Origin of the sequence: Prevotella pallens ATCC 700821, assembly GCF_000220255.1 — a bacterium.
Lineage (GTDB): Bacteria > Bacteroidota > Bacteroidia > Bacteroidales > Bacteroidaceae > Prevotella > Prevotella pallens.
Genome location: NZ_GL982514.1, coordinates 328098 through 344796, shown reverse-complemented (window position 1 = coordinate 344796; position 16699 = coordinate 328098). Strand labels below are relative to the sequence as shown.

14 protein-coding genes and 2 pseudogenes are annotated in these 16699 nt (G+C 39.3%); 10 read left to right on the top strand and 6 right to left on the bottom strand.

The features are described from left to right. The first annotated feature begins 5 nt into the window (after positions 1-5). The 8 genes from HMPREF9144_RS10580 to HMPREF9144_RS10545 are packed head-to-tail and all read left to right on the top strand — an operon-like array spanning position 6 to position 9203. Entirely contained in the window at positions 6-1121 is a 1116-nt protein-coding gene (locus tag HMPREF9144_RS10580) for a DUF512 domain-containing protein (protein ID WP_006046053.1), read from the top strand. A gap of 37 nt (positions 1122-1158) precedes the next feature. After that, positions 1159-1998: a radical SAM protein gene (locus HMPREF9144_RS10575; RefSeq protein ID WP_249031174.1), complete on the top strand. Its 840-nt coding sequence runs from the start codon at positions 1159-1161 to the stop codon at positions 1996-1998. Then, positions 1974-2609, top strand: coding sequence for a class I SAM-dependent methyltransferase (locus HMPREF9144_RS10570; RefSeq protein WP_006046051.1), 636 nt, complete (start codon positions 1974-1976; stop codon positions 2607-2609). Before HMPREF9144_RS10575 ends, HMPREF9144_RS10570 begins: the two co-directional genes overlap by 25 nt. Further along, positions 2606-4357: a polysaccharide deacetylase family protein gene (locus HMPREF9144_RS10565; RefSeq protein WP_006046050.1), complete on the top strand. Its 1752-nt coding sequence runs from the start codon at positions 2606-2608 to the stop codon at positions 4355-4357. The genes HMPREF9144_RS10570 and HMPREF9144_RS10565 overlap by 4 nt, the downstream gene beginning before the upstream one ends. After that, a complete protein-coding gene (locus HMPREF9144_RS10560) occupies positions 4354-5400 on the top strand; it encodes a glycosyltransferase (RefSeq protein WP_006046049.1) in 1047 nt (348 codons plus the stop codon). The genes HMPREF9144_RS10565 and HMPREF9144_RS10560 overlap by 4 nt, the downstream gene beginning before the upstream one ends. 4 nt (positions 5401-5404) lie before the next feature. After that, on the top strand, positions 5405-6397 hold the full coding sequence (locus HMPREF9144_RS10555; RefSeq protein WP_006046048.1) for a glycosyltransferase family 2 protein: 993 nt from the start codon (positions 5405-5407) through the stop codon (positions 6395-6397). Further along, positions 6382-8235: an ATP-grasp fold amidoligase family protein gene (locus tag HMPREF9144_RS10550; RefSeq protein ID WP_169310323.1), complete on the top strand. Its 1854-nt coding sequence runs from the start codon at positions 6382-6384 to the stop codon at positions 8233-8235. The genes HMPREF9144_RS10555 and HMPREF9144_RS10550 overlap by 16 nt, the downstream gene beginning before the upstream one ends. Then, complete coding sequence (locus HMPREF9144_RS10545; protein ID WP_006046046.1) at positions 8202-9203, top strand: NAD-dependent epimerase/dehydratase family protein; 1002 nt, start codon at positions 8202-8204, stop codon at positions 9201-9203. The genes HMPREF9144_RS10550 and HMPREF9144_RS10545 overlap by 34 nt, the downstream gene beginning before the upstream one ends. Before the next feature lie 93 nt (positions 9204-9296). Here HMPREF9144_RS10545 and HMPREF9144_RS10540 read toward each other — a convergent pair. Next, a pseudogene (locus HMPREF9144_RS10540) lies at positions 9297-10577 on the bottom strand (IS1380 family transposase). A gap of 237 nt (positions 10578-10814) precedes the next feature. Between HMPREF9144_RS10540 and HMPREF9144_RS10535 the strand changes: the two are divergent. Continuing rightward, positions 10815-11069: a hypothetical protein gene (locus tag HMPREF9144_RS10535; protein ID WP_006046043.1), complete on the top strand. Its 255-nt coding sequence runs from the start codon at positions 10815-10817 to the stop codon at positions 11067-11069. A gap of 784 nt (positions 11070-11853) precedes the next feature. On the opposite strand, the gene HMPREF9144_RS10525 is transcribed toward HMPREF9144_RS10535, so the two are convergent. Both HMPREF9144_RS10525 and HMPREF9144_RS10520 read right to left on the bottom strand, forming a co-directional pair. Beyond that, entirely contained in the window at positions 11854-12075 is a 222-nt protein-coding gene (locus HMPREF9144_RS10525) for a hypothetical protein (protein WP_004342114.1), read from the bottom strand. A gap of 4 nt (positions 12076-12079) precedes the next feature. Next, a complete protein-coding gene (locus HMPREF9144_RS10520) occupies positions 12080-12559 on the bottom strand; it encodes a BTB/POZ domain-containing protein (RefSeq protein WP_006046041.1) in 480 nt (159 codons plus the stop codon). Positions 12560-12993: 434 nt separating this feature from the next. Between HMPREF9144_RS10520 and HMPREF9144_RS10515 the strand changes: the two genes are divergently transcribed. Then, positions 12994-14247: an ATP-binding protein gene (locus HMPREF9144_RS10515; RefSeq protein WP_006046039.1), complete on the top strand. Its 1254-nt coding sequence runs from the start codon at positions 12994-12996 to the stop codon at positions 14245-14247. Positions 14248-14641: 394 nt separating this feature from the next. Here HMPREF9144_RS10515 and HMPREF9144_RS10510 read toward each other — a convergent pair. The 3 genes and pseudogenes from HMPREF9144_RS10510 to HMPREF9144_RS10500 form a co-directional block, all read right to left on the bottom strand. Further along, a pseudogene (locus tag HMPREF9144_RS10510) lies at positions 14642-15597 on the bottom strand (IS256 family transposase, variant Zn-binding type). Positions 15598-15769: 172 nt separating this feature from the next. Beyond that, positions 15770-16078 carry a transposase gene (locus HMPREF9144_RS10505; protein ID WP_442512530.1) on the bottom strand — a complete coding sequence of 103 codons (309 nt, stop codon included), beginning with the start codon at positions 16076-16078 and terminating at the stop codon, positions 15770-15772. Positions 16079-16217: 139 nt separating this feature from the next. Continuing rightward, positions 16218-16562, bottom strand: coding sequence for an ISAon1 family transposase N-terminal region protein (locus HMPREF9144_RS10500; RefSeq protein WP_006046036.1), 345 nt, complete (start codon positions 16560-16562; stop codon positions 16218-16220). Positions 16563-16699: the final 137 nt, after the last annotated feature.

The following is a 16699-nucleotide window of genomic DNA, read 5'->3' as shown; positions in this document are numbered from 1 at the left end:
CATTTATGGTACTAAATAGAGAACAATTCGATGCATTCAGAATGGAAATAGCTACGTTCGGTAATATCCCCATTTTAAGTAAGTACTGTGGCATAGGTTGTGTTTTTTGTAAAGTTCATACAGATTCGTATTTGGGTCATTATCCCAAAATACCAGCTATTGAAAAAGAAGACTTGGTAAAAGGATTTGAGTATATCAACCCAAATGTAAACTATGTTAGACTGGGTGCAGGTGTACTTGTCGCCCCACACACAGACCCTTTTTTGCATCCAGACATCTATGACTTCATCAAAATTGCAGCAGACTATTTTCCCACCAAGAAAATAACCACTGTAACTACTGGGGCATATATAAAAGAAGATAAAATTGATTTTCTGAAATCAATACCCAATTATGGTATAGACCTGTCTCTCATCACTATGCAAGAACAACGTGAGGCAATTATTCCACGTTCTGCACGTGAGAGGACTATGTATTTACTTGAGCATGCGCCATTGAATAAGTGCACTTTGATGTTTACAGGAAATCTTGATGACATTAAGAGAGACCTTGAACTGCTTTATAGACTAGGAGTAAACAAGAAAGTCAGACAGATTCTTGTTCGTAGAATGGAACATACAGCAACGTCTCAACCTAGATTGAAGAAGTTGTCTCAAGCCTGTATTGATACATACGAAGAGTGTATAACTTGGGTCAAGAATAACTATCCCGATGTAATATTTACTGTGCCTATTCTTAAAGATGTGTTCAGGGGTGGGAACAATGAATATTTTATAGATGCTGATGAGCGAATTGAGAAACAAAAGGAGATTATCAAGAGCCTTCCCGAAGGCACATTCGTAAATCTCATCTGTCCATTATCGGGTTATGATTACTTTACAAACGCTTTCAGGGATGTACCAAACGTGAAAACAAACTTGATAGAAAACCATTTGTATGGTGGATCTGTTTCTGTTTCAGGCTTGCTCAATCACAAAGATATTCGCAAGCAGTTTAATCCAGAAAAAAATGATGTGATGATTCTGCCAAATGAGATGTATAATGCTGACGGTTGTGATCTGTTAGGCGAAAAAATTCATGAACTGGAGCTATATTATAATGCTAAAATAATTCTTGCATAATATGGAGACTTTATTGTGGAATAAAATTAGAGTCCTAGTGACAGATGGATGCAATTATAGATGTCCGTTTTGTCATAACGAGGGGCAGGCGAAAACATCAAAAGCCAAAGTAATAAGGTATGAAGACTTTTGCCGCATTATTGATGTGTTGTCTACACAGAATATTGAAGAACTTAACATTAGTGGCGGTGAACCTTTCCTTCACAAAAGACTTGTTGACATGATTATGTATGCTGATCAGCATCTTGATTGTGACATCAGCTGCGCAACGAATCTTTCCCTGATTTCTCCAGAACAGATTAAACAGTTAAGCAACACACGTGTGAAATTTAACATTCAATTCCCTTATGTAAATCCAATATCCTTTGGAAGAAGTACTGGTAATGGGTGCTTGGATACTATTGTTAATAAAGTTTCGCAAGTGCATTCGGCTGGAATTGAGATTGGGCTTAACACAGTCATACAAACAACTTCCAACAAGACGGACGTTGAAGATATGATTGATTTCGCTTTGCAACATGACCTTCCTTTAAAACTGCTTCCTCAGATTGGAGGTGAAGACAGATGTACATATAAAGAATTCGTGTTCCCATTATTAGAAAAGTATTGTATAGAGAAGAAAAACAAAGGGACTGGTGCTATCAGATGGCGCATCAAGAATGGTGACAAGGAAACCACTATATTGTATATTGATTCCCCTTGCTTTTACAAGGATATTGATACTTGCAAAAACTTTAGTGAGATAAGAATTCATCCAGACCTTGTGGCTCAGCCGTGCATCATGAAGGATGAAACTTACCCGATAGATATCCAAAAAGATAGTGAACAGATTATAAACCAGCTTAACGATATATGGAAGAACTTCACGAGTTGTTAGTCAATTACAACTCCTACAATATCAAGGAAAAGTATCAACGTTCATGGAGCAAACAGTTCTGTGAGCCTACCTTTCCTATATATTGGCAGAAAGTGTTTGAGATTTTACGTTATGAAAACAGAGAGCAAAGAGTTGTAGAAATAGGTTGTGGCCAAGGTGATGTAACAAGCATTTTTTGTCATTTGGGTTTCAAAAATATAAAGGCTTTTGAAAGGGATACTGACATGGCCGAGGTTGCAAAAGAAAAAATAGCCACTTTGTTTTCTCGGAATGAAATTATAGTGTCCGCAGAGTTTCCTCAATCGCCTATTGTTTCAGACATACTCGTTTTAGTGAATTGCGCATATGACGATGGTGTAAAGACTAAAGAAGAGTATTTGCGCAAGCTGCAAGGCTTTTACGACATTGCAGGAACTCCTGCTCTATTTATATTGGAAGTTATCGATTCATCCTATACTATAGAGGACGAGAATTTCCCTTGTCAAATACGACTTGACTCAAAGGATATTGAACGTTTGTTCCCCAATGCGGACATTGGTTCATGGGAGACATATCGCTATCCTCAAAATAAACGAACAAAACGATTATATATCATAAGAAAGAAGCAATGAATATAACTATAATAACTAACGAATATTCAACAGGTTCAGGTGGTGGCCTTTCATATAGTTGTCACCAACTGGAATGCTTACTTCAAAGTATGGGACATAGTGTTAAAGTTTGTCGTTCAAGTATATGTGAAACAGATGTTATCCACGGCGGTTACAATAACCATCTCGGATTTGATATAGTAAAGGAATCTTTGTTAAAGAGATGTGTAGAAACAATACCTGAAGGAAACTTGCTGATAGGTTTCGGAGGAGGATACAATGGCTATTTTACCGCGCTTCTTGCGCAAAAAAACAGATGCGGGTATTGGCTGATGTTTCGTGGGTCTGATGCAAACCTATGTAAGTGGAATTTTGAAAATTTCCACTACAACAAATATGCCTTGGAGAAGTGCGATAAGGTGTTTGCTTTGTCACGAGAAATTGCTGATAACATAAAACTTGTCGCGCCTAATAGAACAAACATTGTTGTCATTCCTAATTATACAGAACGTATCTCAAAGCAAATAAAGACCCCCAATAAGAATAACATTCATATTGGATGTGGAGCATTCCATCTGAATGAGAAGAAAGGAATCAGTCTTCTGATGAGAATGGTTGCATCTTATGCACAAACATATAATCAAGATATTACTTTGGAATGTGTAGGACAGATTGATGATGACGTTCTGGAACAATATCAAAATCTTGCAGATGAAATGCAGATTTCAGATATGGTATCCTTCACGGGGCGCATGGAGAGAGAAGATTTCAAAAGAGTACAGGGTAGGTGGGACTATTATATCCAGGGTTCAATTTGTGAAGGAATGGGTAATTCTGTGATAGATAGCATGTCTCTTGGAATACCGGTTCTTTTGACAAATACTGGTTATGTGGCAGAAATGGCCAACAAACTTTATCCTGAAATGATATTCTCCAGCTATGAACCGTCTAAGATGGCAGCTCAGCTATACAACATGATTACTGACGATGACTCGTTGGATAAGTATGAAAGCTTCTATTCTGCTTTCTTCACATCAACAACAGAAGAGGTGATTAAACATTTGTGGGAATCTCAGCTTAATAACGATAATCATGTAGCTGTAACGAAGCCTGACGGCATCATTTCTCTCTCACTGCATGATGTTGACGGAGTTAGCCATGACAATATAACAACTCCAATATCTGTATTTGAAAGTTTTGTAGAGCAAGTACATAGTAGAGGATACATACTTTGTTCTATGAATGATTATATGAATAGGCCAGCTTACAAAAGAAAAAATTGTATAGTCTGTACTTTTGATGATGGATATGTCGGATTGCTTGATAATGCGTTGCCAATAATGAATCGTTATGGTTTTTCAGCAACAGTGTTCGTATGCTCTGACTATATGGGTGACACAAACAAATGGAATTTCAAAGATAAAAAATTAAGAATGCACCTTGATGTGGATGGCCTTCTGGAACTTCAACAAAATGGTTGGGAAATTGGTTCTCATGGCGTCACTCATCGCTCATTGCTTAGACTGAATGATGATGAAATCGTGTTCGAACTTGAGGAATCAAAGAGAAGATTAGAAATTATTTTTGGACCGATTAAATCATATGCATATCCATATGGAGATTATAGCGAGTATATACTCGGAAAAGTAAGTGAATATTACCAGTATGCTTTCTTGTTAAGACAAGGAGGTGTATACCTTCCCGTGGACTCTTTATCCATTCATAGATACTACATATCAGAAATTAATCAGATAATTCAACTCTCATGAAAATACTTGGAATATTTAGAGGCTTCCCTGGGCTTGGACGCGTTGTTTCAGGTGTAGCTCTGTTGGAGACTTTACGTGATAAATATGATTGTGAAATAAAATGTATTAGTTATCTGCAGGGTAACAGATATTTGGAGTCTCACGAATTTGAAGACATTAGAGAAGCAATTCCAATGGATTATTGCTCAATCGGTTTGTTGCCAACAAACAAAATGGGACAATATATTCACCAAACTATAAGGACATTTAACCCAGACGTTGTGCTTATTGATGGTGAACCTTTGCTTACTCACTCATTAAGAATCTCGCATCCAAATATTAAAATTGCGGTTTTGTTAAATCCTGCAGATGTTCGAAATGACGAGAATGACAAAGAGTCTATGGACTATTTCAATACGTTGTATGCTTGTGCTGATTTGGCTATAGTTCATGGTCTTCGAAAAATTACAGACAACGGCACTTACAGAGATTTTGTTTCTACAAATACTATATTAAGACCAGAGATTATGAGTGTTTATCATAAAACCTCCAAAAATATATATTGTGTTTTGGGAGGAGGAACTGTAAATGTTGGACATCAATTTGCAGCATCTACTATTGCCTTGGCTGAGTTATGCCAGCAGGCTGCTGTTTTGATGCCTGATTACACCATGCATATTATATGTTCAAGTTCAAATATTTATGATGCCATAAACGAAAACTACACTCCTAATAATGTTGTGCTGCATTCACATGTTCTTAATGCCTCTGACTATTACAACGATGCATGTTTAATTATAACACGTTCCGGTCGAAACACGTTAAGTGAATTGGCTTTTCTTGGTATACCAGCCATTTCTGTCATTACTGGAGATGATTATCGACGCAAAGAACAAACTCTGAATTTGAAGGCTATAAATTCTGATAATATAAAGGCAATTCCAACTAACATTGATTTGGTAGAGTTTGTTGCTTTGTGTAAAAAACTGGTGGATACTTCATATGCCCAAAGGACATTCATACCAGGAAATGATACTGCTATTCGTAAAATCTTAAGTATGTAGTACGATGGAGATATTCTTATCAATTGTTATTCCTGCATTCAATGCTGAGCAGTATTTAGAGCATTGCATAGATTCCATAGTCCATCAAAAGGCTTATCAGAAATGTAATGGTAAGCTATTTGAAATTATCGTTGTCGATGACTGTTCCAAGGATAACACTTATGCTGTAGCAACAAAGTATAAGCAATCGCATGATATAAGCAACATGCAAATAATTCGACACGAATCTAATAAACAGCAAGGAGCTGCACGAAACACCGGTATTCATGCTGCACAAGGTAAATATTTGTGGTTTGTAGACGTTGATGATTATTTGGAAGAGAATATCCTAGATGTTGTTTTCAATGCAGTTTGGGAAACGGAATTGGACGTATTTCAATTTAATGCGCTAGCTGAGAGCTTGGATGGTAATAAACATGGTGAAGCATGGTTCGAAAAAACTGTAGGTCCAATGTCTGGTTTGGAATATCTTACCTATGAAGCATCAGTTCATTACGAAAACAGAATAAGAGCGACATGGTCTAAATGGTTCAGGAAAGACTTCCTAATTCAGAATAATCTCTTTTATGAGGAACACGTATATTGGGAGGACGTGGTACATACCTTGAAATGTATTTATTATGCCAAGAGCTTCGTGTATATGCCTGTTGTAGGCTACATCTATGTTCAAACTCCAAATTCGGATATGCGTGGCAAACAAAATGGCAAGAAATATTCAGATACTATTAAGTTCTGTGTGGATTCTATTGAGTTCATGACTACAGTTCAAATGCCAAAACCTCTTTGTGAGTTCCTTGGCGAATATTATGAGCGTGTATTAAGAAAATATAGACAGAATTTGCATGGCCTATCCAAAGAAGAATTTGATGTATTCGACAGAAATGTTGAAACAATGAATACAAGTGTCTTTGAAGGTTTTTGGAATTCAGATGAACACAATTGGATTTGCTCAACGAGTGGACGATTATCAGAATGGAGGAAATGGATACGAAAATAGTATATGTTTTGTCTAGTGACGAAAACGACCTATTTTGGGAACAGTGTTTAATCTCAGTCATGTCGGCTCGTCATCACATGCCTAATTCTACAATATATCTAGTATGTGACGATAGAACGTATGCTACCTTAAACGGACTACGACAACAGATATTTTCGATTGTCAATAAGACGATCGTAGAGAACTTCGAACCTTCTGTGTCGAAAGTTGAACGCTCAAGACTAATGAAGACTAGATTACGAGAAATTGTCTTTGGTGATTTCTTATACTTGGATTGTGATACCATGGTAATACAGTCTTTGGCAGAAATTGATCAGGAATCAGCTGATATTGCTGCCGTCTTAGATGGGCATTGCTTGTTCAAACATCATCCGATGAGAGACTATTTCTTGAAACAGAATGCAGGTCTACAATATAAACATGATAAGATAACACAATACTTCAACGGAGGAGTTATGTATGCAAAGGACTCTGAAGCTGCTCATGTGTTTTATAAGCAATGGCACTCAAATTACCAATTGTCTGTATCAAAGGGAATTTTTATAGATGAACCAGCACTCTCAAAAAGTAACTTAGATCCATGTTGTGTGAAAATTGAAGAGCTGAATGGAAGTTGGAATTGCCAGATAAGATTCGGTGCTTTATACCTTGCCAACGCTAAGGTGCTGCACTTTTGTTCTAAAAAGAATATGCCTGTTAGTAGATTGTCAGAAAAGAACTTCTTAAAAACAGTCAAAGCTTATGGTATTGATACCCCTATGCTATCTAATTACTTACAGGATTGGAGAAGTACTATGGAATGCGGATATGTAGTAGGTGTAGGTTTGGATGCTGAGTTTATGCTGTCACGCAATTATGAACAGGCAAGGATGAACTTTATAAATGCTGGTATTCAACAGGATTTATATTTCCCACATATTAAGATATTTAAAGATGGCTGGAGATTTGTCAGAAATAATATACTTGGTCATATTGCACCTGTCCGTCTTGCTAAAATACTGTACAAAGAAAAATTTGGAATCGACATAACAGAAGAGAATTATTCTAACTTCAACAAGATGCTCTTTAGACTTTTAACAGAGTCCGATACATCAAGTTGGACAATGCTTGCTGACAAGATTGCAGTCCGTGATTATATAGCGAAACAAAATCTAGAGGATATACTGTGTCAAAAATATGCAGAATGGAAAACTGTATCTGCAATAGACTTTGACACGCTCCCAGAGCAGTTCGTCTTAAAATGTAATCATGACAATGGCTCTTGTATTGTGGTAAGAGACAAATGGTCACTAGATATGGAGTTTATTAAGCGCTTCTATAAGAAAAAATTGAATGCACAGTTCGGAATCACAACAGCTGAACCTCACTATAAAGGAATATCACCATGCGTGTTTGCAGAAGAATATCTGGCACCTGATAAAGACTATTCAAGTTCTGTAATTTGTTATAAGTTCTTTGCTTTTTATGGAAAGGCTGATTATTGCCAGGTTGTATATGATAGCAATTCATATAAAACTCAGCGTAGCGTTATCTATGATACGAACATATGGGAGAAACAAATTGGCTTCATCAATAGACATGAAGGCTCATTGGACATTCCTGTTCCGACAACGCTGGAAAAGATGCGCCATGTGGTACATCAGTTGGGCAAGACACTACCATTCTGTAGAATTGATCTTTACGAATTTCATAACAAGGTCTACTTTAGCGAAATGACATTCTTGCCAGGAGCTGGTAGAATAACGTCTTTCTCAGACGAGTTTTTAACAATATTAGGAGGCAAACTAATAGAAATGCAAAATTCATGGATTTTGAAATCAAAGAAAATACAAATGTAATCATTGTGACAGGTGTTGCTGGTTTTATCGGCTTTTCCCTTACTCTTTGTTTATTAAAACAAGGAGTTACTGTTATTGGGATAGATAGCCTGACTGGAGAAAAAAAACAAAATGTTTTGCAAGATCAACGTTTAAGTATGTTGATGAAATTCGATTCATTTGTTTTCTTAAAACATGACTTATCTTTAGATTGTACATTATTGACTCCTTGGTTTAAATCTGTACATACTGTTATTCACCTAGCAGCATCCCCAGGTGTAAGAGATTCTATAGAACACCCTGAACGCTACATCCGAAACAATATTGTAGCATTTTCGCATGTCATTCATTTGGCAGCTAAATGTCACGTCAAACATTTCGTGTTTGCAAGTTCCAGCAGTGTTTATGGTAATCACATCATTCCGAAAGATGGAATATCAGAAGATATGGTGGACGATACTCCTAAGAGCATCTATGCAATGACTAAGAGACAAAATGAGCTAGAAGCCTATGTAGTTTCAAATTCAACTGACATGAAAATTACAGGTTTAAGATTCTTTTCTGTCTATGGAAAATGGGGAAGACCAGACATGGCACCATGGATTTTTGCAAAAGCTATGCTCCAAAAAGAACCTGTAGTTTTATATAGCGGCGGATTATGCAAACGAGACTTTACCTACATAGATGATGTTGTCAACGCAATAAGTGCCATTATACATTTAGAAAGAAAGCGACAGTTTGAAATATATAATATAGGTAGTTCATCTCCTCACACCGTTAAAGAATTGGCTAATTTCATACAAGAAGAAACAAACTGCAAGACCATATTTTCAGAGAAGCCTCTTCCTGTAGCTGACGTGAGCATCACCCATGCAAATATGAGTAAGTTTAATAGAGATTATGGAGAAATCTGTTTCGTGAATTTCAGAACAGGCATCAAGCAGTTCTGCGCCTGGTTCAAGACGTATGATGGTGAAACAATCAGATAACATAGATAATGTATCTTCAAAAACGATAATGATAAAAAAAACATCAAATTATGAATGATGCTCATACCGTTAACCTTTAACCCAAATCGGTCATTAGGATTTCTCTGTTTCGTACGGCAAAGAGAAATTCTTTAATTTTTTCCATATGGACAAGAATGATTGGCGTGTTTTTAGAGATCTGGCCAAATATAGGATATGCTTGTCTTTTGTTCTCCCCAGATAGGCTGGCGTTGATATCAACTCGTACCGAATTGTTTTCAGAAATTTCTTCTTGTTGGAATTAATCAGCGCATGTCTGAACAACGACATAAAGTTATATGCCATTACAATGAAACTCCCGCATGCCTCTGTTGCCCAGAAGTTATGTGTGACAAAATCATCAATGGAGAAATCATTCTTCAGTTCCTTTATTCTGTTCTCAGAATCCGCCCTTCCGCGATATGAGTCATATACAATCTTGACCGGCAGGTCAAGGTCGGTTACGAAGCAGCTGTATCGGTATTTCCCGAAATCTTCCCCATCCTCGAAAAGATCCAGCTGCTTGATTTGCTTTCCCGCAGCTTTTGGGCGCTTCTCAATTTCTTGCCTGATCATCACAACGCATCTGGGTTTCTACCAACAGTTTGCCTGATAGATGGTTTCGGATATTTCCAATCCGTCTATCTGCTCTATCCATTTGCGTTCATGGGTAAGACTGTACTTTATACGGTTATTGAAATGGCAGGCTATGATATAGTGTAACCCTTTGTTTTCCAGATAGTCCAGTATTTCCTTTGCAAAGAAGCCACTATCCATGCGGACCAGTCCGACACGTTTGCCCTCAAGTATTGAGAGTGTGTCCTCAAGAAATGACAGATAGTTGGTACTTGCAGATGTGTTGCCAGGACGTAGCCAGTAATTTGCTATCATCCTCACATCGGAAACGAATGCAAGAAGAGGATGGTGCGACAGTCGTCCAGGACGTTTGGGGTTGTACCCTTTGGCTGCTCCCTCCTGGTTTCCCTCACGGACTATCACAGTCGAATCGAAGTCCAAGGTGTAATTGTCGAACTTCAACTCTGAGAAAAACCAACGGAACAAATTTCCAAAAACACGCTGGTTGACAGCTTGGGAGAATTTGTTGAGATAGCGATGGTCTGCTCCACGTTTCCACCCAAGCAGGTCACATAGTGCAGTGTCATAACGTATCACGTCAAGATGGCCAAAGCAGCTTGCTCCACACCACACACCTGCAAACAGTCCCAATATTAATTGGATCGGGTTGTAGCCACGATTGGATCCTTGAAGCGGAACACCACTTTGCATAACATGTTCTTCAAAATGGCATTTCTCAAGCATTTTGAAGAACAGGGAAAGACCACCAAAAGGTGTTATTTTCGAAGGTTATTAATTTTGTTTTATAGAAAAGGGCTAACTTTGTAAACCAAACTTTATAAGATTGCGCAATTCTTCAAGTTTTTATTCACATACCATGATAAAATAAAGAGCGGCCCATAAAAACATGAAAAATAAGGCACTGGAACTTGATCAGAATGTGCCAATAGCGAACTTTGCGAAGAAAATGAATGAACACCGAAGAAGTTTAGTTTCTCACAGCAAAAAGAGAGCGCCATGGCAGGTAATGAGTTGAAGAGAGCCGGAAATGGAATGGAAGAACTGCAAGCAAGGATGCTTGGGCATCTTGCTGCAAGTTTGAAATGGAATGTGGCATCTTCAACTCATCACTGGCCTTGTAGCGCACGAAATGACCTAACCTCTCTCCCTTGTCATTCTACGTCCCTGAAGAATGATGAAAGCGGTATTGTAATGGTTGCTGCTCTATGCGCAATGAATGGAGATACGGCTTTCAGGGAAAAAGCCTTCTGAAATATAGGTAAAACCACATAGGTAGTCTGTGTAACTCCACTGCAACACAAGAATTGGGTTACACTGGAGATGCACTGACGTTACACAGGAAAAATGTGCGATATGGTGTGCATAGGCACGGAGCAGGAGGTAAGATGGGGAACCGTGGAGCGGTCATGGGCGTCAGTTCATCACCAACGTAACAGCGGTAGCCTATCTTTCCTGTACCATGCTATGCACTCCATCCAGCACATAATGGATAACCGATCTCCCTTGTTGCTCTGTGTCCCAACGGAGCGATGAAAGCGGTGTGGAGTCATCACACTCATTTATGGCGTGATAGCGAAATACGGCTTTCAGGGAAATTAAGTACTCCCAAATAAAAGTCTTGTTTTTGATGCAAAAAGCAAGACTTTTATTTTAACCAAGCATTAGTCAGCTAAGCATCTTTCTCCCAAATAGGCAGCGGACTGTGACCGCTGCCCGATTTTGCAAGCTGGTCATACCTTGACAGATATACCCCAGCCATGCTCGCTCCTCCCTGCTTATTCTGCCCACCTGCTTACAAGGATGGTTGCAGAGCACCCAATCAATCTCACGGTATGACAAAGTGGTCTGTATGCCACTGTCCATAACCACTCCACAGAGTTTTATGATTTTGCATAACACTTGGCTTCCTCGCTGCTCTCTGCTTCTACCTTGAAAGTACCCTCGAAGATGTATCGAGCCGATACGCTATAAATCTTCTTCATTGTATTTCCTTTTGAAGGAGTATGCCAGAAACTCGGCACACTCCTGGTTCTACTTAGTCAAACATCGCATTGACGTGGGTTTCAAACTCGTCGTCTGAATAGCTGTAGAAGATGTCGTCTTCCACATATCCGTAAAATAGATTGTCCACTGATGGAAAATCTTCTTTCCACTTGTCGCACACACTACAGGGTGCAAATAGGGCATCGCCCAACTGCGCATTGCAAATCTCTCTTGCATCAACGCCCTCTATCGAAAAAATACTGATATTCTCCATGCCTTTAGAAATGAAAATCAATGATACCACCGATATAAAGTTCGTCACCCTCCGTCAGATGCTCCACTATGCGCATCAACTCCGCCGACTTTTCCGCAAAGGTCTGATAGTCGTCATTACAAAGGTAGAATTGGGCATCAGTGTCCAGCGGATTTTGCAGCTCGGTCTCCAACTGGTATACCTCACCGCAAAAGTTCATCACGTTTTCCATGTTTACCTTTGCCGCCTTCGTCTGAATACGCTCAACCCACTCACGTTTCCACTGCTCAAACCCGCCTTGATACACCAAGGTCGTTTCATCTTTCAGGCGAAACATGCCCAATGGCAGAATATGAGCCATGAGCGAGTAAACGGCTCTCTTCCGTTCTTCTTCTGATATGGCGGCACAATAGTCATAATCGCAGCCATCACCCTGCAACAAGGTATCTTCACAAAGATAGCCCTCGATGCGTTCTTCCGATAATTGAAAAATCCATGCGTGCATAACTTACAATTTTAAGAGGTTATCAATCTTAATCTTTTCCCTTTTGTGAAGTCGAAAGACTTCTTGTAGGTGCTTGATTTTCGAGCAAGAAAGGACGGCATAAGCGGGAAAGACAAGGCAAGCAATGCACGGAAAAATTGACGGAATACCCAAATCTTGATTTGAGGAAGGCTGCCGTCTATTTTTCTGCGTATAGTCGCAGCGGTGCTTGCCGCTCTTTCCTATGCCGTAACTTTGCAAAGAAAATGAGTACTTGCAACAAGGAGACAACCGCAAATATGGAAATGATAGAAAGTAAATACCGCACATCATGACGTACCTTTCTCTGATAATAGGGAAAACAAGAAAATAATTACTGTTTTCTTGCTTAAATGATATGAAATAGTTATATTTGCTGCATAAATCTGTGTCGTGACACAAAAATATATTCTAAAATGCTATTTGAACGGAAGTATTACCTAAGCCAGCTACAGAATGCTGATGGAAACGGTATGATCAAAATCATCACCGGGATGCGACGCTGTGGCAAGTCATTCCTCCTTTTCAATATCTTCCGAAAGAGTCTTCTTGAAAGGGGCATTCACGAAGATCACATTATTAAAGTCAATTTGGAGGATCGCCGAAATAAGAAGCTACGTAATCCAGATGCACTTCTTGAACATATCGATAAATTGATGACAGATACAGAGAAGTATTACATTCTGTTGGATGAGGTGCAGTTGGTCAGTGAGTTTGAGGATGTTCTTAACTCTTACCTTGACGTACCCAATGCAGAAGTGTATGTTACCGGCTCAAATGCAAAATTCCTTTCAAGAGATATTATAACGGAATTTCGTGGACGAGGATGGGAAGTACGCATCCACCCACTTAGTTTTGCAGAATATTATGAGGTGATAGGTGGTGAAAAGGCAGAAGCCCTGGATCAATACTATAAATATGGTGGCCTGCCAGCTGTGGCAGGAATGAAACGAGCTAAAGACAAGCAGAATTACCTCCGCGAGATTTTTGAGACGGTGTATATAAGAGACGTTATTGACCGCAACCATCTAAAGAATGCAGACGGCTTACGGGAGCTGGTTCGTATTCTTGCCTCTACTATGGGGGCGAGTACCAACGTGCGACGAATTTCAAACACTTTCAAGACTGCCGCAGGCATAGATGTTGCCCCGGCAACGATAGCCAAATACATCGAGTGTCTGCAAGATGCATTCATCATTAGCGAAGCATTACGCTATGATGTCAAGGGTAGGAAATATATCGGCACAGAAACCAAGTATTATTTCGAGGATTTAGGGATAAGGAATGCCGTTGTTGAATTTCGCCAATTTGAGCCAACCCATATTATGGAGAATGTTGTATATAACGACTTATGCCGCAATGGTTTCTCGGTTGATGTCGGATTAGTTGAAAGTTTCAAACGCGATAATAACGGCAAACTCACAAGACGAAACCTCGAAATAGATTTTGTCGTCAATCGGCATGATGAACGATTATACATTCAGTCTGCCTATGCTTTACCTTCAAAGGAGAAAGTTGATCAGGAACAAGCCTCACTCTTGCAAGTGTCAGACGGCTTCCGCAAGATTATCATTGCCGGCGATCATTACAGTACTGGTTACAATGAGAATGGAATCTTGGTAATTGGACTTTACGATTTTCTGTTGGAGAAAGCGAATATCTGGAAATAGTATAAACAGCAAGTCTATAATACTAAATGAAGAAACAGGGGAGGCTACAGATAACTTCCCCTGCTACTTTTTTACTATGTATCTTCATGAAAGAACTTTTAAAGGGTCAGTCCTAAAACCCAGTTGCAAGCCTATACTCTTAAGCGCATAATTTCATAAGTATTTATTACCTTTGCATTATGAAGAGTCACCAATTATTAGGCGTATGGCTCATTTTGCAGGCTATTTTTTTGTATTAGATGTTCAATAGCTCAAATTGCATGCTATTTTTATTCAGAAAATTCAAGGAGTTTATATACTTTTGGAATGCAGTCTGAAGCATAGTGGGGCTCTGCTGGGGAGCAACTCCATGAGGAATAGGATTGTATAAAACGACAAGTATGAGCAGGAGCCGCTATGGATGTGGTCCCTGCTTTTTCATACTTAGAGTTTCTATTAATGCCAAGAAAAACCATTAATGAACCTTTTTCGGTTCTCTTGCGTAAGCCCGCTATGATTGTTCAGGTTCTTCTTTAGGTCAGTGAATGTTCCTTCAATCTTGTTGTTGGTATTGGACATCCCCTGGCAGTCCTCCCGCTGGCAGGTAAAGAGATAAGGTAAGTAGAAATCAAGGCTGTTCATAGCTGCCCTCAACCGCCGGTGCACATAATGTAGCCTACCGTCCTTGTGCAGGCTTTGACGAGCTATCGTGTCTTTCCACTTCTCCTTCCATGCTTGATATTCGCTCCTGAAATCAGCCTCATGGATTCGGTGCAGCTTGTCCACAAGTGTCTTTAAATCTCGGCTGGCCAGCATTCTTGGATTCAGAGTAAGATACCTTCTGATAATCTGCTTCATGTGAAACTGACACATCTGTACATGGTATTTAGAGAAAGACTTGAAGAGACTCTTTTTTCCGTCAATGATCAGACCGCGTATGACATACCCACGCTTTTCAATACTGGTAACCGCATCTTCATAGTCCTTCACGGTCTCGCTTTTTACAAAGGACAAATAGAGAGGCTTTCCATTCTCCGTGTCTAATGCAAGTAGCACTCCGAAATTTCGGCCCCAATAGGTTACGTCCAGATGGACAAACCCGCTTCCCTTTAATGGAGGTTGCACCCACTCACACTTGATATCATGTAACCTGCGCTTGACAGTCGAGACGCTTATCTTGAAACGCACCGATAGTTCTTTAATCGTCTGCTTCTGTTGTTGATAGGCCGTCCACAATTCATCATTGCTCACTTGGGAACCAGAGCGAAACTGATAACCGCAATCCTGACATTTATACAGTTGTAATCCTTTACGAACACCATTCTTTTTCGTGTGTGTACTGCCACACACACGACATCTCATTTTGAACATACTAGCTTTAAATTTTAAGGCATATTAAATACCCATAAAGTTAGTATACATCAGTAAGTTAGCAATATCTAAGCCTGCAAAATGAGCTATTGAGCAATTTAAACCATCAATTTAGTGCTGAAGGTATATTGAATGGGTGAAACATAAGTAAATATCGAATGCAGAGAGCTTTTCAGCCTGCAAAATGAGCTATAGGTCGAAATCTATCATTGGTAATAAGTGCTTTGGGAAAAACAGAGCGGGCTATGCGCATCATAGAAGATGATAAATCGAGTGTTATCTCCTTGACAGTATTTCGTTTAGAAAGGTCTATCTTCTTGAGAACCTGAATAACGTCCTCTGCTTTAGTCCCTTTAACCACAGCTACCAAAGTCCCTTTTCTACCCTTTCCCGCCTTGTTGGTCAGAAAAGTATAAACCTCGCCACTGCTTAGACAGGTCTCATCAATACTTAGACTCTCTCCTATGTTATCTTCAAACAATAGCCAGTCTTGAGCATGCCCCAACTGATCCCAGCTACGGTAATCACTGAAATGTTCCTTGTACTGTGTGGATAACAGCTTGCCATTTACGCCATAGTGCGCACCGATACTTGCGATGCTCTCTGCAGTGGACTCAATTCTATTCTTTTAAAAAAGAAACGAACTCGGGGGATAGTTTACTGCCCTCAGCCGTCAAATCATCATATGAATAAGTAAATATATCTCCGTTGGAACTGTCACGCCACTTGTGACGGCGAACATGGAGGTAAACTGCTTTGCCACGAAGGGGGAAGTCCTGAATAACACGCTCGCTGGTAAAACCATAACTGCTTACGGTGCCTAACTTATGGTCTGACTTTTCCATAAAGTTACGCTCGTCAAGCCAAAAGTCAAACTGGGTAACACTCTCTTGAATATCGACAACATCAAAGTAGTCGGCAAGTACATCTGGAAAGATGCAACGTAATAATTGGTGACTCTTCATGATGCAAAGGTAATAAATACTTAGTCGTCCCTTAAAAACTATATTTCAGTATAAAGTTTGTATTGACAAGCTTTATGCTGATTCTTTTTATAAGGTACAAAAGAACTCTCATAGCTCTTTTGAAGTTATATGCTGCT